Origin of the sequence: Acidocella sp. (genome assembly GCF_035535915.1) — a bacterium.
Taxonomy (GTDB): domain Bacteria; phylum Pseudomonadota; class Alphaproteobacteria; order Acetobacterales; family Acetobacteraceae; genus Acidocella.
Window position 1 is genome coordinate 1 of the sequence record NZ_DATLPB010000015.1, and the last position, 22,705, is coordinate 22,705.

The following is a 22,705-nucleotide window of genomic DNA, read 5'->3' on the forward strand; positions in this document are numbered from 1 at the left end:
CTCTAGATATAAGCTAGAGGGCGATTCAGACTTTAAGTCGAACCATGAAATGGTTCGACTTAAAGTCATCGCGCTCTAGGGCAGTGCCTGGGGGCTGAAGGCCTGAATGCACGAGGTGAGGCCTGTCATGGTTTGATCATGCTTCGGTCATGCTTTGTTATACTTTGAGGGCTGGTTTTTGCTAAAATCGGTATAATTTCAGTTAGTATAACTTACCCTGCAAGAGGCGTTCCATGCGTCGCGGTCTTCTCGTTTCCCTGTCCCTGCTCGCTTTGGCCGGGTGCGCCACGGGCCCCAGCCTGAGCAGCCGCATGGCGGCTTATATCGGCGCCGACATGCAGACCCTGATTCAGCAGCTCGGCGTACCGGACAAGCGCATCACCGTGAACGGGGTGGAGTATGTCGCCTACGACCAGTCGAACCAGGCGGTTCTTACCGGCGCCTATCTGGGCGGCTGGTATGGCGCATGGAACGGCCCGTTCTATGGCGGCGCGTTCTATCCGCAGGTTTACGCGGCCGGCCTGACGCCGCGGGTCATCTTTTACGGCTGCGAGACCACCTTCACGCTGCGGGATAATAAGGTGGTCACTTTCACCCTGCGCGGCAACGATTGCGGGTGAGGAAAGGGCAGGAAAGCGCTTCTTTTTGTGAACAAAAAGAAGCAAAAAAACTTTGATTACTTTGGGCCGGTGCCGTCTCAACGCCTCAGGCCCAGCGTAACCAAAAGTTTTTGCGCCGCTTTTTTCAAAAAGCGGCCGCTTTCTTTCTACGCTGTTTTCGCTTGTCGGATGGCTCCCAGCATTGCCTGCACGCCGGCGGCGGGGCCCTGGGCATGGTTCCACACCGCGCCGACCACGGCGAGGAATTCCGCGCCGGCCTGGACCAGCGGCGCGCAGTTCGCCGCGGTGATGCCGCCGATGGCGACGCATGGGATTTCCATGACCTCCGCCCACAGGCGCAGCGTTTCGATCTCCGCCATTTCCGGCGGTTCCTTGGTGGCGGTGGGGAAGAACGCGCCGAAGGCGACATAGTCGGCCCCGGCTTCACCGGCTTCCATCGCGAGGTGCCGGGAGTTGTGGCAGGTGACGCCCATCGTCAGGTCGCCGAGAATTTTGCGCGCCTGGGCGGCCGGCATGTCGGTTTGCCCGACATGGGCGCCGTCGCAGCCGAGTTTCACCGCGAGGTCGGGGCGGTCATTGAGCAGGAACGCGACGTCGCGGCTCTGCACCACGGGGCGCAGCCGCTCGATGGTTTTCTGCAGGATGCTGTCGGAGACATCTTTGAGCCGCAATTGCACGGCGGCGACGTCGCCGGCATCGAGCGCCGCGGCCAACTGGTCCTCGAATTGCTCCGGCAGGACCGGCGGCGTGATAAGATAAAGTCTGCAGTTCGCCTCAGCCACCGAAACCATCCGTATCAAAATAAAGGGGGCCGGGGCTGTTAGCCCGGGCGCCCCTTCGTTTACTTACTTGCCTTGATAAATCTCAATAATCTTCGCGAGCATGGCGAGGGCCTCCTCGCGCGGGCGTTGGAAGGTGTTGCGGCCGATGATGGAGCCGTTGGCGCCACCGTCGCGCAGGCCGCGCACTTCTTCGTATAGCCCGTCCAGGCCCTTGGCCTCGCCGCCGGAGAACACGACGATGCGGCGGCCGCCGAAGCAGGATTGCACGACGTGCTGCACGCGCTTGGCCAGGGTCGAACCGTCGATCGAGGCGTAAACCTTCTTCGCCGCTTCCAGCGAGACCACGTCAGTGGGCGGTTTCACCTTGATGATGTGGGCGCCGAGCAGCGCGGCCATATGCGCGGCATAGGCGCAAATGTCGAAGGCCGTCTCGCCGGCTTTGTCGAGGTTCGGGCCGCGCGGATAGGACCAGATGACGACGGCCAGGCCCGCGGATTTGGCCTCCTCGGCCATTTCGCGGATTTCCTCCATCATGTCGAAGGCATATTCGCTGCCTGGATAGATGGTGAAACCGATCGCCGCGCAGCCGAGACGCAGCGCGTCATTCACCGAGCCGGTGAGGGCCTGGTTTTTTTCCGTGGCGAGCGAGTTGGCAGAGTTGACCTTGAGGATGGTGGGAATGGCGCCCGCGAAGCTGTCGGCGCCGGCCTCGATCATGCCAAGAGGGGCAGCATAAGCGGAGAGTCCGGCATCGACCGCCAGCTGGAAATGGTAATGGGGGTCGTAGGCGGCGGGGTTGGGCGCGAAAGAGCGGGCCGGGCCATGCTCGAATCCCTGGTCGACAGGGAGGATCACCAGCTTGCCGGTGCCGCCGAGCGAACCTGCCATCAGGATCCGCGCGAGGTTGGTTTTGGTGCCGGGATTGTCGCTTTCATAGTGCGACAGGATCTTTTTTACCTGCTCCGTGATGTGCATGTCACCCCTCAGTGAAGAACACAGCGGATGTAACGCAAGGCCGGGCCCGTGTCATCCGCCGAGCCAGGCCCGAAGGCGGCGATCAGCGCCGGGTTGGGCCAGGTCAAGCGCCGGTGGCGCCTGGCGAAGCACAACCGCACATTGTGCGGCGGCGATTTCCGCGACGGTCGCGAAACTCGGCTGAGGGCGGAGCACGATCCCGAGCAGGCCGAGCCGCAGCGCCTCCAAAGCCCGGCCGGCGTCTGTGTCACAGTCCAAAAAACTGCTATGTGCGGCGCCCGTCGCGTCGACCAGCCTCTTCCACCACAGGCAACCGGCCTGGGACGCTGCCCCCGGAGCGGAGAGCAGGGTGACAGGGCGTTGCAACCCAAGGGCGTACCGTGCCTGGGCCAAATCGTATATAATAACGCAAGGTGAGATGTTCGTCATATCCTCTAACTTGACCAGCCCACGCGGCGTCGGCTTCAATAGCGGTTATGCCCGAGTCTGAATCCGAAGACGAAATCCTGGAGCGCATCGAGGTCGCATTGCGGCGAATCGCGGGCGCCGTCCAGACCGCGAAGCCGGCTTCCAAGCGGGAGATCGACCGGGAGGCGTTGGCTCATTCGCTGGACATGCTGATCGCACGGTTGCGTGCGGGGCTGGAGCCGGCCAAGCCGGACGAAAACGTTACGGAGTAAACGCCATGGCGCAAGTGACGATCCGTATCAACGGCTTTGCTTACATCGTGGGCTGCGAAGATGGGCAGGAAGCGCATCTGGAACAGATGGCGGCGGAGATCGAGCAGCGCATCAACAGCATCAAATCGATCGGCGGCCAGTCCGGCGAGGCGCGGCTGCTGATGCTGGCGGCGCTGCTGCTGGCCGACGAGCTGTCTGATTTGCGCGGCGGCGCGAAACCGAGCGAGACGCCGGTTGCCGCCGACACCGGCGATGAGCGGCGCGCAAAGCTGCGCCGTGTTGCCGCGCGCGCGGAAGAGATTGCCGCCGACCTCACGGACGCTTAAACTAAAGCCTGGAGCTGCCCGGTGCGTCAGGCAGATCATCCCCTGGGCCGTTAAGCATCTCCCTCGGGGGCTGGCTCTGCCCGGTCCATTGGGCCGGGTAACTGGCACCCACCTGCACAAGCAGGCCTTGGGAGGATGTCAACGCCAACGGCCAGGGCGGCTCCACAAGTTCAGGCCATGACCACGTAGGGGCCGGACGTCTCGGTTACGGCGTAGCCTTCACGCCGATACCAGGCGAATGCCGGGCTGTCCTTGACGGCGGTGAGCCGGATCTCCTGGCGGCGCGCCAGGGCTTCGGCCTGGAGTTGGCGCAGCAAAGACTTGGCGATGCCTAACCCCTGAATCTCGGGATGCAACAGCAGCGATTCGAGATGGATATGCCCATCATCCTCGGCCAAAGTCAGCAACCCGCCGTCGGCGCCGTTGATCTGGATGATGTGGGTGGCGCCGCCGGGCGCGCTGATCGCGGCGCGCTGCGCGGCTTCGTCCCACGCGCCTGAAGCGGCCTCGATCAGAGGGCGCAGCGTGATTTCGGTGAGCTCATAGATCAGCTCGTGATCGTCCGGGGCGACCGAACGCAGGGAAATATTCATGGGCGGGTATTATAGGAAGTGGCCGCTTTTTGAAAAAAGCGGCGCAAAAACTTTTTGTGACTCTGGGCCATGGGCTATGTCGCTGACAAAGCCCACGGCCCAGCATAACAAAGTTTTTTTGCTACTTTTTGTTCACAAAAAGTAGTTCTTACTTTCCTTTCCTCACAACCCGGCAAGCGCGCGGAATTCATCCTCGCTGAGAATCCTCAGGCCGAGTTCGCGGGCCTTTTTCTCCTTCGACCCGGCATCGCTGCCGACCACGACGTAGTCGGTTTTTTTTGAGACCGATTCGGTGACCTTGGCGCCGAGCGATTCGGCGCGCGCCTTGGCCTCGGGGCGGGCCATGCTGAGTGTGCCGGTGAAGACGATGGTTTTGCCGGCGAGTTCCGAATCGGCAGCGGCGGCGCTCACCGCATCCTCGATGGTGAGGAAGGATTCAAGCTCGGCCAGCGTGTCGAGATTATGCGCTTCGGAGAAGAAGGCGGCGAGGTCGGTGGCAATGGCTGGGCCGATGCCGGAAATGGAGCCCAGTTCCAGCCGGGCGTCGGAGCCGATGACCGTGGCCGCTTCCATGCTGGCCCGCCAGGTGGCGTAGGAGCCGTAATGCCGGGCGAGCAATTTCGCGTTGTTCTCGCCGATCCGGCGGATGCCGAGAGCGAAAATGAAGCGCGGCAGGGGAATGGTCCGTCTGGCCCGGATCGCGGCCGCCAGCTTGGCCGCCGAGACCGGGCCCCAGCCTTCGCGCTTGGCGATTTCGGCCTCATGTTCAGGCAGGCGGAAAATTTCCGGCGCGGATTTGAGCAGGCCGCTTTCGTAGAATTCGAGAATGGTCTTTTCGCCCATGCCGTCGATGTCGAAGGCGCCGCGCGCGCAGAAATGGATCAGCCGTTCCACCACTTGGGCCGGGCAGGTGAGGCCGCCGGTGCAGCGGCGCACGGCCTCGTCGCTGTCGCGCACGGCGAGGCTGTTGCAGACCGGGCAATGGGTGGGGAAGACGAAGGGCACGGCATGCGCGCCGCGCTTCAACACGCCGAGGATCTGCGGGATCACGTCGCCGGCGCGCTGCAGTTCCACAATGTCGCCGATGCGCACATCCTTGCGCGCGATCTCATCCTCATTGTGCAATGTGGCATATTGCACCAGCACGCCGCCGACATTCACCGGGGCCAGGCGGGCGCGCGGCGTGAGGGCGCCGGTGCGGCCGACCTGGATTTCGATATCCTCCAGCGTTGTACTGGCGCGTTCGGCGGGGAATTTCCACGCCGTGGCCCAGCGCGGCGCGCGGCCGACGAAACCGAGGCGGGACTGCAAGGCGAGATCATTGATTTTATAGACCACGCCATCGATGTCGTAAGGCAGGCTGGCGCGCTCCAGGCCGATTTTCTCCTGGAATTTTTCGGCCCCGTTTTCGGCGATTTGTTGCGACAGGGGATTCACCTTGAAGCCCCAGTCTTCCAGCGTGCGCAGATAGTCCCAATGCGTGGCGGCGACCGGGCTGCTGGAAAAACCCTGGGCGTAGGCGAAGAGCGACAATTTTCGTTTGGCGGTGATCGACGGGTCGAGCTGGCGCAGCGAGCCGGCGGCGGCGTTGCGCGGGTTGGCGAATTTGCGCTCCTGCGATTCGTTCAGGGCCAGGAAATCCGCCTTGGTCATATACACTTCGCCGCGGATTTCGATGCGGGCAGGGGCCGCGGCCGGCAGCGTGCGGGGCAGCGTCTTCAATGTCAGGAGATTCTGCGTGACGTCCTCGCCCTCGGCGCCGTCGCCGCGCGTGGCGGCGCGCACGAATTGCCGGTCCTCATAGGTCATCGAGATCGACAGCCCGTCGATTTTCGGCTCGGCGACGAATTCCAGAGGTGCGTCGTCCAGGCCGAGGAAACGGCGGATGCGGGCGCAGAATTCGGTGAACTCTTCCGCCGCGAACACGTTGTCGAGCGAGAGCATCGGTGTCGCATGCGCGACCTTCTTGAACCCGGCGGCGACCGGCGCGCCGATGGTGGCGAGCGCCTCGGCCTGCCCGGCCAGTTCAGGATGGGCGGCGCGCAACGCCTCGGCCTCGCGGCGCAACGCGTCATATTCCGCATCCGTCATCAGCGGCGCGTCTTGCGTGTGATAGGCGGCATCGGCGGCGGCAAGGCGCGCCAGCAGGTCGTCGAAACGGGATTTGGCAGTCATATAAGCAGTTATAAAGAAAGTGGGCGCTTTTTGAAAAAAGCGCCGCAAAAACTTTTTCGAAACCGGGCCTGAGGCGGTGAAACCGCACGGGCCCAGAGTAAATAAAGTTTTTTGCTACTTTTTGTTCACAAAAAGTAGGGCTTCCTTTCTTTCCTCAAACCGCCAGCAGGCTGGCGGCGGCGTCGCGGGCGGCGTCGGTGATGGTTTCGCCGGCCAGCATGCGGGCGATTTCCTCGCGGCGTTCGGTGTCGTTGAGCGTTTCCACGGCGGTCACCGCGCGCTCGCCGATGATGCGCTTGGCGACGCGCAATTGCGCCCGGCCGCGCGCGGCGACCTGCGGCGAATGGGTGACGACCAGGACCTGCACGGCTTCCGCCACGCGGGCCAGGCGTTCGCCGACCGCGGCGGCGGTGGCGCCGCCGATGCCGGAATCGACCTCGTCGAAGATCAGCGTCTCGACCGCGGCGCCGCCGCTCAGCACCACTTTGAGGCCCAGCATCAGCCGCGAGAGTTCGCCGCCGGAGGCGATCCGGTCCAGCGCGCCGGGCGCTTCGCCGGGATTGGTGGCGATGAGGAATTTGACGCCGTCGGCGCCGCGCGGCCCCCAGTTCGGCTCGGGCAGGGCGGCGCGTTCGACGAAAAAGCGGGCGCGGTCCAGCTTGAGCGGCGGCAGTTCCCGGGCCAGCGCCTGCATCAGCGCCGCCCCGGCCTGCTCGCGGAGACCCGAGAGGGCGGCGGCGGCCTCGACATAGGCGGTGCGGCGGGCGGCGGCTTCGCGGGTGAGGGCGGCGATGTCGGCGGCACCGCTTTCCAGCGCCGCCAGCCGGGCGCGCAACGCGGCGAGGAAAGACGGCAGTTCGGACACGGGCACGCTGTGCTTGCGGGCGGCGGCGCGGAGCGCGAACAGCCGCTCCTCGGTCGATTCCAGCGCGCGGGGGTCATCCTCGGCCTCGGCGGCGAGGCGCTGCAGCAAATCGTCGGCTTCGGCGAGGGCCTCTTCGGCACGCTCGATCGCCGCCATCGCGGCGGCGGCGGGGTGGGCTTCCTCGCCCGGCGTCGCGAGCCTGGCGAGCGCCCGCGCGGCGGCGCGCAGATGCGCGGCGGGGCTGGCGGCTCGGCGGTCCTTGGGCGTGAGTTCGGCGAGCGCGGCGGCGATCGCCTCGGCCCGGCGCTCGCCCGATTGCAGGCGCTGCCGTTCGGCGACCAGCGAATCCTCCTCGTCGGGAAGCGGGTTCAGCCGGGAGAGTTCGTCCGCCGCGTGGCGCAGAAAATCTTCCTCGCGCGCGGCGTCCTCGATTTTCTGTTCGGCTTCCTTCAGCTTTGCGGCCACCTCGCGCCAGGCTTTATGCGCGGCGGCGGTGGCCATGCGGGTTTCGGCGGGCACGCCGAAGGCGTCCAGCAGGGCCATGTGGTTGGCGGGATCGGCGAGGCCGACCTGCTCGTGCTGGCCTTGAACTTCGATCAGCAGGGCGCTGAGCGTGCGCAGGAACGACAGGCTGACCGGCTGGTCGTTGACCAAGGCGCGGGAGCGGCCGTCGCGGTTGACGATGCGGCGGAGGAAAATGTCCGGCCCGGAGGCAAGCCCGTGTTCGCTGAGCAGGTCCAAAGCCGGGTGGGATGGGGCGACGGAAAAGGCGGCGGCCACCACCGCCTGCTCAGCGCCGGCGCGGATCAGGCCGGTATCGGCGCGCGCGCCCAGAGCCAGGCCGAGACTGTCGAGCAGGATCGATTTCCCCGCGCCGGTCTCGCCGGTCAGCGTCGTCAGGCCGGGGCCAAAAGAAAGGTCCAGCCGCTCGATCAGCACGACGTCTCGGATCGAGAGGCTGTTCAGCATGAGCTCGCCAAGAAATTGGCCAGAGCCTTCATTCGGGCAATGAAGGCTCTAGAACAGCCCATGGGAGGCGTGCGCCGGGGCGGCGGCGGTGTTTTGCACCAGCCCGTGCGCCTTCAGCTTGGCATAAGCGCTTTGGTACCAGCTGCTGCCCGGAAAATTATAGCCGAGCACGGCGGCGGTGCGCTGCGCGGCATCGGTCAGGCCGAGATCGAGGTCGCATTCAACCAGCCGCTCCAGCGCCTCCGGCACGTAGGTGGTGGTCTGGAAATTGGTGACGACGTTCTGGTAGTTGCCGATGGCGGCGGAATACAGATGCTGCTGTTCGTAGAAGCGGCCGATCGCCATGTCGTGTCCGGCAAGACGGTTATTTGCCAGGCGCAGTTTGACGCGCGCATCGCGGGCGTAGTCGCTGCCGGGGAAGCGGTTGACGACGTCGCTCAGCGCCTGGATCGCCTCGTAGGTGGCGGTCTGGTCGCGCTGCACATCGTCGATCTGCTCGTAATAACAGAGCGCCTTTAGATAATAAGCATAGTCGGCGTTTTCATTTTCCGGGTGCAGGGCGATGAAGCGGTTCAGCGAACTCAGCGCGTCGTCATAATCCTGCTGCTTATACTGGGCATAACCGGCGAGCAGTTGGGCGTGCGTGGCCCAGACGGAGTAGGGATAGTTTTCCTCGACCTGGTTGAAGGCGGTGACTGCCGGGGCGTATTGCCCCTTCTGAATGTGGCCGACACCCTGCTGATAGAGAACGTCAGCCGGAGGCAGCACCGCCGCCGTGCCGGTGGCGGCTGCGGCGTGATGGGAGCGGCCGCCGCCGGCACCACCGCCGCCGCCGCTGAAAATGGCGCAGCCGCCCAGGCACAGCAGCAGGGCGAGCATCGTCGAACGGGCGAAGCCGGAGGAAAAATTTGTCATTGCGACAGGCTTATAGCAGCTAAAATGCGCATGCGAAGCGCCCGCGCGCATGCCGCCGCCGCGCGCGGGGCGGGCGCATTACATTTGTACCCGGCGGCCCTGGAATGAAGGCAAATGCTTGACTTCCATCGAAGGGGGGCTAAGACAGCGGCACTCACTTCACCGGACATCCCCGCAAGCTTGTTGGGGGTGCTCTAGACGTTGCCCCCGACTCGGGCTGCGCACACCCAAGCGGGTCTCCCGCACCAGGACATATACAGCCACATGGCTTCTTCCTCTCCCCGCCACTCTGATGCCCCGGCCTATTCGGGCACTGATGATTTTGCCGCTCTTTTGGATTCCTCGCTCGGCGCGAATGCCGGGTTCGAAGGTTCCGTCGTTTCCGGAAAGGTGCTCCGGATCGATGACGATTTCGTGATCGTTGATGTTGGCCTGAAGAGCGAGGGGCGCGTGCCGCTGCGCGAATTCGCCCCCGTCGGCGCCAAGCCGGAAGTTAATGCCGGTGACCTGTATGATCTCTACATCGAGCGTTATGAAGACAAAGACGGCTCGATGGTGCTGTCGCGCGAGAAGGCGCGGCGCGAGGAGAGCTGGACCCAGCTTGAGAAGGCGTTCGAGGCGCAGAACCGCGTCAATGGCGTGATCCATGGCCGCGTCAAAGGCGGCTTCACCGTCGATCTCGGTGGCGCCACCGCGTTCCTGCCGGGCAGCCAGGTGGACATCCGCCCGGTCCGCGATGTCGGCCCGCTGATGGGCGTGTCGCAACCGTTCCAGATCCTGAAAATGGACCGCGCCCGCGGCAACATCGTCGTGTCCCGCCGCGCGGTGCTGGAAGAGACCCGCGCCGAGCAGCGCTCCGAGCTGATCCTCGGCCTGAAGGAAGGCCAGATCCTCGACGGCGTGGTGAAGAACATCACCGATTACGGCGCGTTCGTGGATCTCGGCGGCGTTGACGGCCTGCTGCATGTCACCGACATCGCCTGGAAGCGCATCAACCACCCGGCCGAGGCTCTGGTGATCGGCCAGCCGGTCAAGGTGCAGGTGATCCGCTTCAATGCCGACACGCAGCGTATCTCGCTGGGCATGAAGCAGCTCGAAGCCGATCCGTGGGAAGGCGTGGACGCCAAGTACCCGCCGGGCATCAAGGCTTCCGGCCGCGTCACCAACATCACCGACTACGGCGCCTTCGTGGAGCTGGAGCCGGGGGTCGAGGGCTTGGTGCATGTGTCCGAAATGTCCTGGACCAAGAAGAACGCGCATCCGGGCAAGATCGTTTCGACCAGCCAGGAAGTCGACGTGGTGGTGCTGGATGTCGACGCCTCCAAGCGCCGCATCTCGCTGGGCCTGAAGCAGGTCACGCGCAACCCGTGGGAAGAGTTCCAGGACGAGCACCCGATCGGCTCGATCGTCGAGGGCGAGATCCGCAACATCACCGAGTTCGGCCTGTTCGTGGCCATCGGCGCGGAGATCGACGGCATGGTGCACATGTCCGACCTGTCCTGGGACGATTCCGGCGAGGCCGCGATCGCCAAGTTCAACAAGGGCGAAGTGGTCAAGGCCAAGGTGCTCGACATCGATGTCGAGAAAGAGCGCATCAGCCTCGGCATCAAGCAGCTTGAGGTCGATCCGGCCGCCGGCGTGCTGGACCGCGTGCACAAGAACCAGATCGTCACCTGCGTGGTGACGGCGGTGCAGGCGAACGGCATCGAAGTGAAGGTGGACGACGTGCTGACCGGCTTCATCCGTCGCGCCGAACTGGCGCGCGACAAGGCCGAGCAGCGCTCCGAGCGCTTCGCGGTGGGCGATACGGTCGACGCCAAGGTCACGGCGGTGGACCGCGCGGCCCGCAAGCTGCAGCTCACCATCAAGGGCAAGGAGATCGACGAGGACAAGCAGGCGATGTCGGAATATGGTTCGTCCGACTCCGGCGCTTCGCTCGGCGACATTCTGGGCGCTGCGATCCGTCGCCGCAACCAGCAGACCGAAGAGTAATCCCGTGCTTTTCCGCGCCGTTCCGTCTGAAAGGCGGGGCGGCGTGGCGGGATTGTAGTGAAAAAACCCCGGCGTTTCGGCGCCGGGGTTTTTGTTTCGGCGCCGTATTCTTGGCGTGAAGGGTTCGCGGGGGCGGGCTGATTTCAGCGCGTGTCCTACAACTTGTGCTTTGTAAAAAACCTCGTGATCACAATTGGTTATTGACCAGATCGTGTCGCCCTGGCATCGTCGTGCCCGGTCTGGAGATTTTTATGACAAGATCGGAACTAATTGCCGGGTTGGCGGAGGATAATCCGCATCTGACGGTGGCGGATGTGGAGCGCATCGTTGCCGCGTTCTTTGATGAAATGACCAGTGCTCTGGCCCGTGGCGAGCGGGTGGAACTGCGCGGGTTTGGCGCGTTTACGGTGAAACGACGCAATGCCCGGTCCGGGCGCAACCCGCGGACCGGCGAGACGGTTGAGGTCGCACAGAAATCCGTGCCGTTTTTCAAAGCCGGCAAGGAGTTGCGGGAACGCATCAACAAGCCCATGTCTTCGCCCACAGTCAAGAAGAGTGGCGGAGTCAAAAGCTGAGACTATTTAAAACGATCATCGGTTTCCTGGTCATTCTGGTGCTGATGATTTTCATGCTCTCCAATCGCGACGCGGTGGAGATTTCCTTTTGGCCGCTGGGGCAGCTGGCGCGGTTGCCGTTCGGCGCGGTGGTTCTGGCGGCCTTGGCGTTCGGCTTCCTGCTCGGGCTGGCCTTCCATTTGCCGCATCGGCTGGCGGCGGGGCGCCGCGCCAGGCGGGCCGAGAAGCGCAACGCCGAGCTGGAAGCGCGGCAAGCCGCGCTGCCCGCGATACCGGCGCCTGGGGCGCACACGCCATGACGCAACGGCTGATCGCCGCGATCGATACGGCGGAGCGGGCCCGGGCCGAGGCCATGGCCGCGATGGTGGCGCCGCATTGCGGGCTGGTGAAACTGGGGCTGGAATATTTTCTCGCGAACGGTCCGGCGGGGCTGGACGCGGCTGCCGGCGCGCCGTTGTTCCTGGACCTCAAGCTGCACGACATTCCCAACACGGTGGCGGGCGCGGTGCGCGCGCTGCTGCCGCTCAAGGTGCAGATGCTGACGGTACATGCCGGCGGCGGCGGGGCGATGGTGGCGGCGGCGGCGAAGGCGGCCTCTGAGGGCACGGCGCGGCCGAAAATTCTCGCCGTGACGGTGCTGACCAGCCTCGACGCGGCGGCGCTGGCGGAAACCGGCGTGGCCGGGGGCACGACCCAGCAGGTGCTGCGTCTGGCGCGGCTGGCGCTGGATAATGGCGCCGACGGGCTGGTTTGCTCGGCGCATGAAATTGCGCCCCTGCGCGACGCGTTCGGGCCCAAGCCAATATTGGTGGTGCCGGGCATCCGGCCGGCGGGCAGCGCCACTGACGACCAGGCGCGGGTGATGACGCCCGAGCAGGCGGTGCGGGCAGGGGCGGATTATCTCGTGGTCGGACGGCCGATCTTTTCGGCGCCCGATCCGGCCGCGTCGGCGGCTGCCATCGCGGCGTCCATCGCCGGGCTGCGCTGAGGCGTGGCCCGGCCTCTCGTTAAAATCTGCGGCATCAACAGCACGGCCTCTTTCGATGCGGTGGTGGAGGCCGGCGCGGATTTCCTCGGCTTCGTGTTTTTCCCGCCTTCGCCGCGCTTCGTCACGCCGGCCCAAGCGGCGGAACTGTCCGCGCGCCATGACGGCGGGCCGCAGCGGGTCGGGCTGTTCGTGCGGCCGACGGCAGCGGACATCGCAGCCGCGCTCGCCGTGGTGAGACTGGATATTTTGCAGATCCATGCGTCCCCGGCCGAAGCGGCGGCGCTCAAGGCGCAATTCGGCCTGCCGGTATGGCGCTCGCTCGGCATCGCTGCTTCCGAAGAGTTCCCTGACAGGGCTGAGGCGGTCGACGGTTACGTGGTAGAGAACAAGCCGCCGCCGGGCGCAACACGGCCGGGCGGCAACGCCGTGCAGGCCGATTGGGCGCTGCTGGCGCCCTGGCAGCCGGAAAAATTCTGGCTGTTGGCGGGCGGGCTACGGCCGGACAATGTGGCCGAGGCGTTGCGCATCACGGGCGCGCCGGGGGCCGATGTGTCGTCGGGCGTGGAAACCGCGCCGGGGCAGAAGTCACCGGCGCTGATCAAGGCGTTCGTTGAGGCGGTAAGAGCGAGCCCGTGCGTTTTCAACGCCACCGGCCCAGCGTAAACAAAAGTTTTTGCGGCGCTTTTTTCAAAAAGCGCCTGCTTACTTTTCCTCTGTGTACTTTGCCACGACCGGCGCCAGCGCCTGGGCGATGCGTTCCATGCCTTCGGCGTCGGGATGCAGCGCCGGTTCGGGCGGGGTCAGGCGCGGGTCGACATACAGGCTGGCGTCGGCGCGGCCGTTTTTCAGCAGCACCTGGCCGACATTCTCGAAGGTGACGGTTGGGTCGCCTTCATAGCGTTGCGCCAGGGCGGCGTTGATGAGTTGGGTTTGTTGATCCACCCAGGGGGAGCGGATCGAGGGCAGCACGCCGAGCAGCAGGATATGCGTATCGGGCAGGAGGCGGTGGGTGAGGCTGACCACGGTTTCGATGCCCGGCACGCTTTGATCTGCGCCCCAATGCACTCGGCCGAGATTGTTCGCGCCGATCAGGATGATGGCGAGCCTGGGATGCAGCCCGGCGACCTGGCCATGGTCCAGCCGCCAGATCAGGCTGGCGGTGGTGTCGCCGATGAAGCCGAAATTGAGCGCATGATAGGGGGCGTAATAGCGGTTCCAGACCGGCGCGACGTCGTCATAGCCGTGGCCGCCCTGGCGCTGCCAGTATTGGGTGATGGAATCGCCCAGCCAGGCGATCTGGGCGTCCGGATCGGCCTTGGCGGCGGCCAGGGACCGCTCGAAACGCAGCTTCCACCAGGGCAGGTCGGTCCGGCCGATCGGCACGGCGGCGAGATTGACGGCGGCGTAGGCCGCCATGGGCAGAGCCAGGCAGAGGGCGCAAAGTAATTTTTTCATCAAAGCCCCAACAGCAGCAGCACGAAGCTGCCGGCGCCGAAAATGGCGCAATACCACGCGAACGGTTTCAGCGCCCAGCTGTCGTGGTCGCGAAAATAGCGCATCAGGAAGGCGGTGCTGGCGAAGGCGACAACGCCGGCCACCAATGCGGCGAGCAGCGACAGGCCGAACAGCGCGTGCAACTCATGCGCGTGCAGCAATTTCGGGATCTCGATCACGGCAGCGGCGAAGATCACCGGCGTGCCCATCAGGAAGGAGAATTTGGCCGCCTCTTCGTGCGCCACGCCACGGCGCAGGCCGCCGACGATCGCCGCACCTGAGCGCGAGATGCCGGGCAGGAAGGCGAGGCATTGGAACAGGCCGATGATCAGCGCGTCCAGGTTCGTGAGGGTGGTGCTGCGCTTGACCGTCTGGCGGCGCAGCCGCTCGCCCAGCAGCAGCAGCCCGGCATTCGCGACCAGGAAGACGCAGGCGATGAGCGGGCTGGCGAATAAATGCGCCACCGGCTTTTTCACGATCTCGCCGACGATGACCGCCGGCAGGGTAGCGATGATCAGCCGCAGCACCATCTGGCGCTCGGCGCTGTTCTCACTCTGGTAGCCGGCGCCGAGCACGCCGCGCAGCATGGCCAGCCAGTCGCGGTGGAAATAGATCAGCATGCCGATCGCGGTGCCCAGATGCAGCATCACGAGGAAGGGCAGGAACCCGATGCTGGCCTGGTCGACCCCCCAATGCAGCAACGCCGGGACGACGACGGCGTGCCCCAGGCTGCTGACGGGGAATAATTCGCTCGCGCCTTGAAGGACCGCAAATAAGATGGCGTGGAGAAAATTCATCGGGAGCTCCGTGAAAAAACAAGGCGGCACTGCCATGCCGTTTTGCTTGTTGCATCGCAGAATTTCTCCCTCCACGTAAGCCGCCATCATGACTATTTCTGAAAAAACAGCTCCGTCGGCCGCGATGGTCCTGCTGCTGGCGTTTGCCTGCGGTATTGTCGTCGCGAATATTTATTATGCGCAGCCGCTGATCGACATGATCGGTCCTTCGGTCGGGCTTGGGCCGCGCGATGCAAGCGCGATCGTCAGCCTGACGCAGCTGGGCTACGCCGCCGGATTGCTGTTGCTGGTGCCATTGGGCGACCTGGTGGAGAACCGGCTGCTGGTGGTGTTGACCATTGCCGCCTCGATCCCGGCGCTGTTGCTGGCGGCGGTGGCGCGCGATGGCACGGTCATGCTGGTAGCGGCGGCGCTGATCGGCCTGACCTCGGTGGCGGTGCAGATGCTGGTGCCGCTGGCCGCGCATCTCTCGCCGGAACATATGCGCGGCCGCGTTGTCGGCAACGTGATGAGCGGGCTGCTGGTGGGGATTCTGCTGGCTCGGCCGGTATCCAGCGTGATCGCGAATTTCTCCGGCTGGCGGTCGGTGTTCCTGATTTCCGCGGCGGTGATGCTGGCGACCTTGGTGCTGCTGCGCTTCAGCCTGCCGCATCGGCGTCCGAGTGCGAATCACCATTATGGCGAACTCCTGGCCTCGCTGCTGGCGCTGCCGGTGCGGATTCCGCTGTTGCGCCAGCGCGCGGCGTACCAGGCCGCGGCTTTTGCCGGCTTCTCGCTGTTCTGGACCGGCGTGCCGCTGCTGTTGCTTCACGATTTCCATTACACGCAGACGGGTGTCGCTCTTTTCGCCCTGGTCGGCGCGGCCGGCGCCCTGGCGGCGCCGTTGGCGGGCAGAGCGGCCGACCGCGGCCACATGACCGCCGGCACGGTGTTCGCCCTGGTCTCGATCAGTCTTTCCTTCCTGGTGGCGTTCCTGGGCAGCTGGATGCATTCGGTGATCGTGCTGGCGCTGAGCGGGGTCTTGCTCGACGCCGGGGTGCAGACCAACCTCGTGATCAGCCAGCGCAGCATCTACACGCTGGCTCCGGAAATCCGCTCGCGCCTTAACGGCGTGTTCATGGCGATCTTCTTCGTCGGCGGCGCCGCCGGGTCGGCCATCACCAGCCCGGTCTTCAACCATTTCGGCTGGGCGGGGCTGTGCGTGGTGGGCGCGGTGCTGCCGGTGCTTGCGCTGGGGTATTTTTGCGCGGTGCGGGCCAGGTAAACGAAGAAAGCAAGCGCTTCTTTTTTGAAAAAAAGAAGCAAAAAACTTTTTTAAACCTGAGCCCGTGCCGGTTTCACCGCCTCAGGCCCAGCGTAAAATAAAAGTTTTTGCGCCGCTTTTTTCAAAAAGCGGCCTCTTTCTTTACCGTATATGTTACGGTTTCGTGTGGAAATCGCAACAAAAGCGCTGGCGAGAGGCGCGGTGCACGGGGCGGCGTGGAATTTCGCCACTGTGCTGGCCGAGCGCGCTTTCGGCTTTTTGATCCTGGGCCTCCTGTTGCGCGTTATTCCGGTGCGGGTGGTCGGGCTCATCGCCATCGCCTCGGCGATTTCCGAACTGGCGCGGATGATCTCCTTGAGTGGGGCCGGGGAGCAGGTGCAGGCACATCCTGGCGACCCTGCGGTGGAGGCGGGGGCGTTCTGGTCGCAATGCCTGGCCGGGGTTGGTGCCATGGCGCTGTTATGGCTGGCCGCGCCCACGCTTGCCGGGCTTTATGCGCAGCCCGCTTTGACCCCGGTGCTGCGTGTCATGGCGGCGAATATTTTTCTCACGGCGTTTTTGGTTGTGCCCTCGGCGCGGCTGGCGGCGAATTTCCGCTTTCGCACGCTGGGGCTGATCTCCCTGGGCAGCACGCTGCTCGGCGGCGTGACGGCGCTGCCCCTGGCCCTTTCCGGGCGGGGGATCGCGGCGCTGATCGATCAGCGCATGGTCGGCATCGGCTTTTATGCGCTGGTGGTGGCGGCAGCGGCGCGCTGGACGCCGCCGCGCCCGCCCTCCTGGCCGGTGTTGCGCAACAGTTTCCGCTTCTCCTGGCCGCTGATGCAGGCGGCTTTCGTCGATACCATCGCCGTGACGGGCTATGTGATGCTGGTGGGGCTGCGTGTGCCGGCGGCGGAACTGGGCCTTTTGCGCATCGCACAGCGGCTGGTCGAAGTTCTGCAGGAACTCGCGTTCCTGCCGGCGCGCAAATTGCTTTTGCCGGTTCTGGTGCCGGTTCTGGCGGCGCTGCAAAGCGAGCCGGCGCGGCGCGATGAGGCCGTGAGCCAGATGCTCGATATGCTGGCGATGGGCATTTGTTTCGTCAGCGCCGTGTGCGGCGCGGCCGCGAAGCCGATTGTGCTGCTGCTGTTCGGGCCGCATTGGGCGGCGGCGGCGCCGGTGTTCGGCATTCTGACTTTCATGGTGCCGGCGGCTTGCCTGTATGGCGTGATCAATCCGCTGCTGACGGCGGCGCGCCGCACCCGGCTGATCGCGCATTTCGCCTGGGCGAATGCGGGGACGGTCATGCTGGCGGCATGGTTCGGCGCGCCGTTCGGGCTGCAGGCGTTGGCCTGGGCGCTGGCGGGGCAGGGGGTGCTGGGCGTGGCGCTGCTTCTGGCGGCGTTGAAGCTGGGGCTGGGGCGGCCCTTGGCGCCGGCGCTAAGCATGCTGGCGCTGCCGTGCCTCGGGCTGGTGGCGGCGCGGCTGGCGGCGCTGGCCGCGCTGGCGGCGTGGCCGGGGCTGGGCCTGGTGACGCAGCTGGGGCTGGCGGGCGGCGTGGCGGCGGCTTCGTTCCTGCTGGTGGCGATGCTGGCGGCACCTGCGCGCATCATGGGCATGACGGCGCGGCTGCGGCGCGCATTTCTGGGTCCCCGTCCTATATAAGCTTTTCCCTTGTCCCGGCTTTGGGTTGCTGGTTCAATAGGCAGGACCATGACAGACCGTTCCGCTCCTTTCCGGTTGCTGCGACCAGCCCACCGGCGCGCCGCGCTCGTGCTGACATCGGCGCATTCGGGGCAGTGTTACGACCCGGCGTTTCTCGCGGCGTCGCGGCTGAATGCGACGGACATCCGCCGTAGCGAGGACAGTTTCGTCGATGAGCTGTTTGCCGCCGGGCCGGAGCTTGGCGCGCCGCTGCTGGCCGCGCAGTTCCCCCGCGCTTATTGCGACGCGAATCGCGAAGCCTGGGAGTTGGACCCGCTGATGTTCGCCGACGCGCTGCCCGCGCATGTGAACACCGCCAGCCCGCGGGTACAGGCCGGGCTGGGGACGATCGCGCGGATCGTCGGCAACGGCGAGCCGATCTATGCGGGGAAGCTCCGTTTCGCCGAGGCGCAGGCGCGCGTGGAGACTTGCTGGCTGCCGTTCCATACGGCGCTGGCGGGGCAAATCGAGGAAACCATGGCGCTGTTCGGCACCTGCCTGGTGATCGATTGCCATTCCATGCCGAGCCTGCCGGGGCGCCACGCGCCGAAGGCCGACATCATCCTGGGCGACGGGTTCGGGACCAGCTGCGCACCGGTCTGGACGGATTTTCTTCATGCCAGTTTGATGGCGTTGGGATTTCAGGTCCGGCGCAACGACCCTTATGCCGGCGGCTTCATCACCCGGCATTATGGAAGGCCGCGCGAGGGGGTGCAGGTGATTCAGCTCGAAATCGCGCGCGGGCTCTATATGAACGAGCATAATTTTACCCGCACCCGGAACTTCGCCGAAATGCAGCGACGCATGACGGCGTTGCTTACCAAAGTGATCGAGGCGCGGATGATCTGGGAGCGATTCTATCCGGAATGTGGGGCCTCGGCCGCGGAATAAGGCCGCTGGCGCGCGACCATAGACCGAAGCGATCGCCGGGCGGCGGAAAAAATTTCGCGGCGTGGCGAGACCGCGGCTAAGTTCTTAAAACAGGCTTTAATATCAAATGGTTGATGTGGTCTTGCCGGGGTAGGGCCGGGCGCGGTTTGATCTGGAAACCCGGGGGGCAGGGTCGGGAGGCTTTACCTTCGCGCGTGCACCCCTTATGAGCCTTGTCGCGGTCCGGTGTCCCCGGTACCCGCTGCGGAGGGGTGGCCGAGAGGCTGAAGGCGGCGGTTTGCTAAACCGTTATACGCTGTAAAGGCGTATCGTGGGTTCGAATCCCATCTCCTCCGCCAGAACCCTTTGCACCACCCTGCATCCCCGATCAAAAAAGCCAATGAATCCATAGCTTAGAGCGCGATCAATTTGCTTGACCGTGCGTCCGCGTGCGCGTACATCTCACTTAAATTTGTGGGATAGAACGTAGATCGAGGTTTGGCGGACAATGGCACGCAAGGTCGAGAAACTATCGCCCGCGGCGGTGAAGAACACCAATAGGCCCGGCATGTACGGGGATGGCGGCGGTTTATGGCTCCATGTCGGGCCGAACGCCCTGGACGAGAACGGCAAGCCAACAAAGACCGGGAAGTCCTGGATTTTCCGCTTCATGCTCGACGGTAAGGCCAGAGAGATGGGGCTGGGGCCGCTTTACACCATCGGCCTATCCGAGGCGCGCGATCGGGCCCAGACGTGTCGCAAGGCACTTCTGGAGGGGATCGACCCGCTTGAGGTGAAGCACGCCAAGCGCAAGGCGAGGAAGCTGGAGGCGGCCAAGGCCATCACCTTCAAGGACTGCGCCGGAAAATATATCGCCGCGAACAAGGCGGCCTGGCGGAATGAAAAGCATGTCGGCCAGTGGGAGAACACGCTCGCCGCTTATGTCTACCCGCTCATCGGCGGCCTAGCCGTGTCGGAGATCGACACTGGGCACGTGACCCGCGTTCTTGAGCCAATCTGGACCACCAAGTCGGAGACGGCGTCCCGCGTCCGGGGGCGCATAGAATCGGTTCTCAGTTACGCCACGACGCATGGCTGGAGGGCAGGGGAGAACCCGGCGCGCTGGCGCGGGCACCTAGAGAACGTCCTGCCCAAGAAGTCCAAGGTCGCGAAGGTCGAACACCATGCCGCGCTTCCCTGGCGAGAAAGCGGCGCCTTTATGAAGGCGCTCGCCACCGAGCAGGGGACGGCCGCGCTGGCTTTCCGGTTTGCCATCCTGACCGCGGCCCGGACGGGCGAGGTCATCGGCGCGCGGTGGTCCGAGATCGACCTGCAGCACGCCGTTTGGACCATTCCGGGAGAGCGGATGAAGGCGGGGGTAGAGCATCGGGTGCCGTTGTCGGCCGATGCCGTGGTGCTCCTGCGGGAAGCCGCGAAGCTCCTCGTCGATGACGCCGAGTTCGTCTTCCCCGGCGGCAAGAAGGATAAGCCGCTCAGCAACATGGCGCTGTTGATGACCCTGCGGCGGATGAAGCGCGATGACCTGACCGCGCACGGCTTCCGGTCTACGTTCCGCGATTGGGCCGCCGAGACGGGGCAGCCGGCGGATATCGCTGAAGCAGCCCTCGCGCATACGGTCGGCGACAAGACAGTGGCGGCGTATCAACGCGGCGACCTGCTGGACCGGCGGCGCAAGCTGATGGAGGCTTGGGCGGCGTTTTGTTCAACAGTAAAGAATGACGGTGATAGCAATGGCTAAGGCTGGCGCAAAGAAAGGAGAGTTGAAGCTGCTGAGCGGCGCGGATGTAGCCGCGTGGTTTGAAGAATATATGGAAGGAAAGCAGCGTAGACGGCCAGTGCCGAGTGCGGAGCAATGCGTAGAAATCGTTTCTGTTTTAAACGAAATGATCCGACGTCGTGGCACCCCACCTGGAAAGGATAAGTTCCTTGAAAGTGAAGGCGCGAAAAGAAGAAAATTTGCAATCGATTTAAAACGGGAGGGGCAAAAAGAAGGGGCGGCATTGACCCGCACGATCAGTAAGTTGATTAAAGTCCAATCCTATCTCCTTGAAGAATTAATCAAAGACTTCGAGGAACATGAAGAGTTTTATAGCGAAGAAAAAAATCAGGAGGGGGGCGAGAAGCCTTTTAAGAGGGTACGTGAATTTTTCTCTAGAGAAATGAATGCAATTCGATATCAAATCGAGGGAGGTAAAAAACTACAAAAGGCTATCGACCTATACTTCTTTGACACGCCTAAAAAACGACCCGATAGATCGCATATATTGCGACGACACATGATCACCCCGATAAATAGTAGAGCGTTGTTGCGTGATAAGATCCGAGAGGCGCTAGTAGCCTCTGGACGGGGTCAAGCCTCTTTTACTCAGGGAGGTCCAGCGACCTATGTTTACAAAAGATGCATCGAATCCGTAACTGGCCAAGTTTACAATAAGGAAACTTTAGCAAGGGAGTTGCGGCGGATAAAAGCAGACGTAAAAAAGAGGGGTATAGATTTGCCCTTCTAAAACAGGGCAGACGCCATCTTTAATCGCCGCCCTGTTTAACATATTCCATCGCAGCCTAACACTCGGTCATAAGCTACCCGTTTGCACTTTCATGCGGAGGTAGTTTTATGAACACAACGATAAGTCAGGCCAGACCCGGCGCCGCTGTTACGCCGAGATTCGGCAGTATAGACACATGGTGCCTTCTTTCCGGCATGGGCCGGCGTGCCACATACGATGCACTCGGCCATGGCCATTTGAAGGCTGTCAAAGTCGGCACTCGTACCCTCATCAATATCGAGAAAGGCTTGGCTTGGCTTGAAGCTCAGCCGGCGGCGCAGATCCGCCCGCAGAAGCCCCGCAAAAGCGCCGCCTAACGAAACACAGCCGCTCGAATTTCTTCGGCGGCTGTGGGGAGCTCTAATAATCAACGGCGGCACTGTTGATCTAGATAATCCCGCGGCGGCGTGCAAGCGAATTCGGCGGCATTGGAGCTCCAATGCACAGAAACTCGCCGGAAAATTTTGCGGAAAACCGCTTGATTGCCGCGTTAGGTCGGCAGTCACGTCGTGTCAAAGTCGTTGCCCTAAACTTGCATGAAGCACGAGTCGCAGCCTCTGCGCTCAGGCAAGTTGCCGACATGCTCCAATCAAAATCTGCGGAAGGCGCTGAAGAGCGGCGTCGGATTGCCCAGGCGTTTGAGGATGCCAGGGCATGACAGCACGCGATATCCGCATGACAATCTCATGGTTCGAAACCGCGTTTCCTGTCGGCCCGGCTTATGGCGACCCGGAGATCATGCCCTGGGATCACTTCACGCAGGTATTCAAGCATCGGCGTGAAGGGGTAAAAGATGGCCCCTGCTTCGCCACGGCGCGCTTCAAGTTAGAGGCAGACAATCGTCATGTGCGGCGCCTCAAGGGGAACGTCATCGCCCGAACCGCTGTCGCTCTCGACATCGAAGCCAACAAGGAAACCGGCGAGATCCCCACGCCTCTGGAAGCCGCTTTGGATCGTGTCCGAACACTGGGCAAGGCTTGCTTGGGCTACACGTCACACTCGCACAGGCCAGGCGCTGACCGTTACCGGCTGGTGTTCCCGCTGTCTGCCGAGCTGGACCCTGAAATCCCAGCATCGGAGATCGTCGCCAAGTTTCTGCGTCTTGACGGCGTTCTCGACCGATCCAAACGCGGCCCATCGTCGCTGTTTTACCTGCCATCCAGCGAGGCCGATGAGCCCTGGCACCAATGCCACGTTATCGACGGCGCCCCGCTGAATGCAGACGCCCTCACCAAGGCCGGTCAAGCCATTCTGGACGCTGAAGCGGCTAACGCCCAGGCGGAAGCCGTCAAAGCGTCCGAGGATCGCGCGCGGCGTCGTTTGGAGCGCCTGGAACAGGGGATAGATCCGGACGACTCTCTCATTGAGAAGATCCGGGCGCGTCTCGACCTAGCCGATATCCTACGCGCCCATGCATATGATCAGCGCGGCACTAAATGGCGCCACCCAAACAGCAGCTCGGGCATGTACGGCGCCGATATCAAGACTTTCGGGGGCATCGATCGCGTCTTCAGCCACAACGCCAGCGACCCACTCCACGCAGAGAACTTGCCTGATTGGTGTACCGTCACCGCC

Annotated in this window: 24 protein-coding genes, 1 tRNA gene and 1 other RNA gene; 17 read left to right on the forward strand and 9 right to left on the reverse strand. The window is 63.8% G+C overall.

Going from position 1 to position 22,705, the window contains the following annotated elements:
- The first annotated feature begins 233 nt into the window (after positions 1-233).
- Complete coding sequence (locus VNC39_RS01835; protein ID WP_325395595.1) at positions 234-620, forward strand: hypothetical protein; 387 nt, start codon at positions 234-236, stop codon at positions 618-620.
- A 146-nt stretch (positions 621-766) separates the two neighbouring features.
- Here VNC39_RS01835 and thiE read toward each other — a convergent pair whose 3' ends face one another.
- The 3 genes from thiE to VNC39_RS01850 form a co-directional block, all read right to left on the reverse strand.
- Complete coding sequence (gene thiE / locus VNC39_RS01840; RefSeq protein WP_325395597.1) at positions 767-1,402, reverse strand: thiamine phosphate synthase; 636 nt, start codon at positions 1,400-1,402, stop codon at positions 767-769.
- A 63-nt stretch (positions 1,403-1,465) separates the two neighbouring features.
- Positions 1,466-2,377, reverse strand: coding sequence for a class I fructose-bisphosphate aldolase (locus VNC39_RS01845; RefSeq protein ID WP_325395599.1), 912 nt, complete (start codon positions 2,375-2,377; stop codon positions 1,466-1,468).
- Positions 2,378-2,428: 51 nt separating this feature from the next.
- Complete coding sequence (locus VNC39_RS01850) at positions 2,429-2,635, reverse strand: hypothetical protein (protein ID WP_325395601.1); 207 nt, start codon at positions 2,633-2,635, stop codon at positions 2,429-2,431.
- Between the two features lie 218 nt (positions 2,636-2,853).
- Between VNC39_RS01850 and VNC39_RS01855 the strand changes: the two genes are divergently transcribed.
- The 3 genes from VNC39_RS01855 (at position 2,854) to ssrS (ending at position 3,550) form a co-directional block, all read left to right on the forward strand.
- Positions 2,854-3,057 (forward strand): hypothetical protein, encoded by a 204-nt coding sequence (locus VNC39_RS01855; protein ID WP_325395602.1) that lies wholly within the window; start codon positions 2,854-2,856, stop codon positions 3,055-3,057.
- Positions 3,058-3,062: 5 nt separating this feature from the next.
- Positions 3,063-3,383: a cell division protein ZapA gene (gene zapA / locus VNC39_RS01860; protein ID WP_325395604.1), complete on the forward strand. Its 321-nt coding sequence runs from the start codon at positions 3,063-3,065 to the stop codon at positions 3,381-3,383.
- Between the two features lie 8 nt (positions 3,384-3,391).
- Positions 3,392-3,550: non-coding RNA, 6S RNA (gene ssrS, locus VNC39_RS01865), on the forward strand.
- A gap of 3 nt (positions 3,551-3,553) precedes the next feature.
- Here ssrS and VNC39_RS01870 read toward each other — a convergent pair.
- The 4 genes from VNC39_RS01870 to VNC39_RS01885 form a co-directional block, all read right to left on the reverse strand.
- Positions 3,554-3,976, reverse strand: a complete 423-nt coding sequence (locus VNC39_RS01870; RefSeq protein WP_325395606.1) for a GNAT family N-acetyltransferase — start codon at positions 3,974-3,976, stop codon at positions 3,554-3,556.
- A 162-nt stretch (positions 3,977-4,138) separates the two neighbouring features.
- Positions 4,139-6,151 carry an NAD-dependent DNA ligase LigA gene (gene ligA / locus VNC39_RS01875; RefSeq protein ID WP_325395608.1) on the reverse strand — a complete coding sequence of 671 codons (2,013 nt, stop codon included), beginning with the start codon at positions 6,149-6,151 and terminating at the stop codon, positions 4,139-4,141.
- A gap of 154 nt (positions 6,152-6,305) precedes the next feature.
- On the reverse strand, positions 6,306-7,985 hold the full coding sequence (gene recN, locus VNC39_RS01880; RefSeq protein ID WP_325395610.1) for a DNA repair protein RecN: 1,680 nt from the start codon (positions 7,983-7,985) through the stop codon (positions 6,306-6,308).
- 48 nt (positions 7,986-8,033) lie between these two features.
- A complete protein-coding gene (locus VNC39_RS01885) occupies positions 8,034-8,900 on the reverse strand; it encodes an outer membrane protein assembly factor BamD (protein ID WP_325395612.1) in 867 nt (288 codons plus the stop codon).
- A 264-nt stretch (positions 8,901-9,164) separates the two neighbouring features.
- On the opposite strand from VNC39_RS01885, the gene rpsA reads away from it, so the two are divergent.
- The 5 genes from rpsA (at position 9,165) to VNC39_RS01910 (ending at position 13,118) form a co-directional block, all read left to right on the forward strand.
- Positions 9,165-10,892, forward strand: coding sequence for a 30S ribosomal protein S1 (gene rpsA / locus VNC39_RS01890; RefSeq protein WP_325395614.1), 1,728 nt, complete (start codon positions 9,165-9,167; stop codon positions 10,890-10,892).
- A gap of 251 nt (positions 10,893-11,143) precedes the next feature.
- Entirely contained in the window at positions 11,144-11,467 is a 324-nt protein-coding gene (locus tag VNC39_RS01895) for an integration host factor subunit beta (RefSeq protein ID WP_325395631.1), read from the forward strand.
- A gap of 44 nt (positions 11,468-11,511) precedes the next feature.
- A complete protein-coding gene (locus tag VNC39_RS01900) occupies positions 11,512-11,766 on the forward strand; it encodes a lipopolysaccharide assembly protein LapA domain-containing protein (protein WP_325395633.1) in 255 nt (84 codons plus the stop codon).
- Positions 11,763-12,455 carry an orotidine-5'-phosphate decarboxylase gene (pyrF, locus tag VNC39_RS01905; protein ID WP_325395615.1) on the forward strand — a complete coding sequence of 231 codons (693 nt, stop codon included), beginning with the start codon at positions 11,763-11,765 and terminating at the stop codon, positions 12,453-12,455. Before VNC39_RS01900 ends, pyrF begins: the two co-directional genes overlap by 4 nt.
- A gap of 3 nt (positions 12,456-12,458) precedes the next feature.
- Positions 12,459-13,118 (forward strand): phosphoribosylanthranilate isomerase, encoded by a 660-nt coding sequence (locus VNC39_RS01910; RefSeq protein WP_325395616.1) that lies wholly within the window; start codon positions 12,459-12,461, stop codon positions 13,116-13,118.
- 39 nt (positions 13,119-13,157) lie between these two features.
- Here the strand turns inward: VNC39_RS01910 and VNC39_RS01915 are convergent, their stop codons facing one another.
- Positions 13,158-13,910, reverse strand: coding sequence for a GDSL-type esterase/lipase family protein (locus VNC39_RS01915; RefSeq protein WP_325395617.1), 753 nt, complete (start codon positions 13,908-13,910; stop codon positions 13,158-13,160).
- Positions 13,910-14,746 carry an undecaprenyl-diphosphate phosphatase gene (locus VNC39_RS01920; protein ID WP_325395618.1) on the reverse strand — a complete coding sequence of 279 codons (837 nt, stop codon included), beginning with the start codon at positions 14,744-14,746 and terminating at the stop codon, positions 13,910-13,912. Before VNC39_RS01920 ends, VNC39_RS01915 begins: the two co-directional genes overlap by 1 nt.
- 88 nt (positions 14,747-14,834) lie before the next feature.
- On the opposite strand from VNC39_RS01920, the gene VNC39_RS01925 reads away from it, so the two are divergent.
- The 8 genes from VNC39_RS01925 to VNC39_RS01960 all read left to right on the forward strand — a co-directional run.
- Entirely contained in the window at positions 14,835-16,010 is a 1,176-nt protein-coding gene (locus tag VNC39_RS01925) for an MFS transporter (RefSeq protein WP_325395619.1), read from the forward strand.
- Between the two features lie 165 nt (positions 16,011-16,175).
- Positions 16,176-17,654 (forward strand): oligosaccharide flippase family protein, encoded by a 1,479-nt coding sequence (locus tag VNC39_RS01930; RefSeq protein ID WP_325395620.1) that lies wholly within the window; start codon positions 16,176-16,178, stop codon positions 17,652-17,654.
- 48 nt (positions 17,655-17,702) lie between these two features.
- Entirely contained in the window at positions 17,703-18,584 is an 882-nt protein-coding gene (locus VNC39_RS01935; protein WP_325395621.1) for an N-formylglutamate amidohydrolase, read from the forward strand.
- Positions 18,585-18,829: 245 nt separating this feature from the next.
- A tRNA-Ser gene (locus tag VNC39_RS01940) sits at positions 18,830-18,922 on the forward strand.
- Positions 18,923-19,071: 149 nt separating this feature from the next.
- Entirely contained in the window at positions 19,072-20,322 is a 1,251-nt protein-coding gene (locus tag VNC39_RS01945) for a tyrosine-type recombinase/integrase (RefSeq protein WP_325395623.1), read from the forward strand.
- On the forward strand, positions 20,300-21,091 hold the full coding sequence (locus tag VNC39_RS01950; RefSeq protein ID WP_325395625.1) for a hypothetical protein: 792 nt from the start codon (positions 20,300-20,302) through the stop codon (positions 21,089-21,091). The genes VNC39_RS01945 and VNC39_RS01950 overlap by 23 nt, the downstream gene beginning before the upstream one ends.
- A gap of 107 nt (positions 21,092-21,198) precedes the next feature.
- On the forward strand, positions 21,199-21,447 hold the full coding sequence (locus tag VNC39_RS01955) for a hypothetical protein (RefSeq protein ID WP_325395627.1): 249 nt from the start codon (positions 21,199-21,201) through the stop codon (positions 21,445-21,447).
- 337 nt (positions 21,448-21,784) lie between these two features.
- A partial coding sequence (locus tag VNC39_RS01960) for a hypothetical protein (RefSeq protein WP_325395629.1) occupies positions 21,785-22,705 on the forward strand: 921 nt, incomplete at its 3' end.

Excerpts from the sequence above, each read along its gene's own strand:
- VNC39_RS01835 (WP_325395595.1), top strand. The coding sequence starts at position 234 with ATGCGTCGCGGTCTTCTCGTTTCCCTGTCCCTGCTCGCTTTGGCCGGG.
- VNC39_RS01845 (WP_325395599.1), bottom strand. The coding sequence starts at position 2,377 with ATGCACATCACGGAGCAGGTAAAAAAGATCCTGTCGCACTATGAAAGC.
- VNC39_RS01855 (WP_325395602.1), top strand. The coding sequence starts at position 2,854 with ATGCCCGAGTCTGAATCCGAAGACGAAATCCTGGAGCGCATCGAGGTC.
- zapA (WP_325395604.1), top strand. The coding sequence starts at position 3,063 with ATGGCGCAAGTGACGATCCGTATCAACGGCTTTGCTTACATCGTGGGC.
- VNC39_RS01870 (WP_325395606.1), bottom strand. The coding sequence starts at position 3,976 with ATGAATATTTCCCTGCGTTCGGTCGCCCCGGACGATCACGAGCTGATC.
- ligA (WP_325395608.1), bottom strand. The coding sequence starts at position 6,151 with ATGACTGCCAAATCCCGTTTCGACGACCTGCTGGCGCGCCTTGCCGCC.
- recN (WP_325395610.1), bottom strand. The coding sequence starts at position 7,985 with ATGCTGAACAGCCTCTCGATCCGAGACGTCGTGCTGATCGAGCGGCTG.
- VNC39_RS01885 (WP_325395612.1), bottom strand. The coding sequence starts at position 8,900 with ATGACAAATTTTTCCTCCGGCTTCGCCCGTTCGACGATGCTCGCCCTG.
- rpsA (WP_325395614.1), top strand. The coding sequence starts at position 9,165 with ATGGCTTCTTCCTCTCCCCGCCACTCTGATGCCCCGGCCTATTCGGGC.
- VNC39_RS01895 (WP_325395631.1), top strand. The coding sequence starts at position 11,144 with ATGACAAGATCGGAACTAATTGCCGGGTTGGCGGAGGATAATCCGCAT.
- VNC39_RS01900 (WP_325395633.1), top strand. The coding sequence starts at position 11,512 with ATGATTTTCATGCTCTCCAATCGCGACGCGGTGGAGATTTCCTTTTGG.
- pyrF (WP_325395615.1), top strand. The coding sequence starts at position 11,763 with ATGACGCAACGGCTGATCGCCGCGATCGATACGGCGGAGCGGGCCCGG.
- VNC39_RS01915 (WP_325395617.1), bottom strand. The coding sequence starts at position 13,910 with ATGAAAAAATTACTTTGCGCCCTCTGCCTGGCTCTGCCCATGGCGGCC.
- VNC39_RS01920 (WP_325395618.1), bottom strand. The coding sequence starts at position 14,746 with ATGAATTTTCTCCACGCCATCTTATTTGCGGTCCTTCAAGGCGCGAGC.
- VNC39_RS01925 (WP_325395619.1), top strand. The coding sequence starts at position 14,835 with ATGACTATTTCTGAAAAAACAGCTCCGTCGGCCGCGATGGTCCTGCTG.
- VNC39_RS01935 (WP_325395621.1), top strand. The coding sequence starts at position 17,703 with ATGACAGACCGTTCCGCTCCTTTCCGGTTGCTGCGACCAGCCCACCGG.
- VNC39_RS01945 (WP_325395623.1), top strand. The coding sequence starts at position 19,072 with ATGGCACGCAAGGTCGAGAAACTATCGCCCGCGGCGGTGAAGAACACC.
- VNC39_RS01950 (WP_325395625.1), top strand. The coding sequence starts at position 20,300 with ATGACGGTGATAGCAATGGCTAAGGCTGGCGCAAAGAAAGGAGAGTTG.
- VNC39_RS01955 (WP_325395627.1), top strand. The coding sequence starts at position 21,199 with ATGAACACAACGATAAGTCAGGCCAGACCCGGCGCCGCTGTTACGCCG.